At 34.6% G+C, this 645-nt stretch carries 2 protein-coding genes; both read right to left on the minus strand.

The window, feature by feature from the left end; all coding sequences use genetic code 11:
- Positions 1-25 precede the first annotated feature (25 nt).
- Positions 26-340 carry a hypothetical protein gene (locus SM447_RS29390; RefSeq protein ID WP_474576119.1) on the minus strand — a complete coding sequence of 105 codons (315 nt, stop codon included), beginning with the start codon at positions 338-340 and terminating at the stop codon, positions 26-28.
- Between the two features lie 12 nt (positions 341-352).
- On the minus strand, positions 353-645 hold a 293-nt coding region (locus SM447_RS29395), incomplete at its 5' end, for a hypothetical protein (protein WP_474576120.1).

Consider the following 645-nt stretch of genomic DNA (forward strand, 5'->3'; position numbering starts at 1 on the left):
TAGTCTAGTAACAAGCATTTTAATGTTATTTAGGTGTTTCTAAAACAAGTTTTTTTTCTGCTTCTGTTCCATTATTAATAATCAGGTGCAGTTCAGGGGTTCCGATACGATCTTCTTTTTCTAACCAAAATAAATAATAACCTGGAACAAAATCCTGAAAAGCATCATGCGTAGGTTTATTAAACCGAAATCGCTTAATAGGCAATTTTTCTTCATAAGATAGCTTTCCAAAAACAAAAAAACCATCTTCTTTGCTAGAGTCAATGGTAACTCGGATGGTACTATTCGCATCATTTTGGGGACTGCTAACTATTGACTGTAGTTTGGCATGATAATCCAAGTATATGGCCTCTCAAAGAAGTGTCTTATCAGATGTGCTGGCAAAATTTTGATGTAAACGTTCCAGAGCTTTTTGTGCTTCTTGTAGGGTGGTTATGTAGTTTTTGGTGAGCTTATATTTTTTGTGACAATCTTCTAAGATTAGGAATAGTTCATTACTAGTTTTTTCTAATTTATTGTACGTTTGGATGAGCATAGGATCTTCTGACGTTGAGATTTTTGTTGACAAATTTGTCAATGCCTTCTGTGTGTTCACAGAAGTCTCAGAAAACCCATAATCGATGGATCCATATCCTCCACAATTAG

The organism is Micromonospora aridisoli (assembly GCF_056150025.1).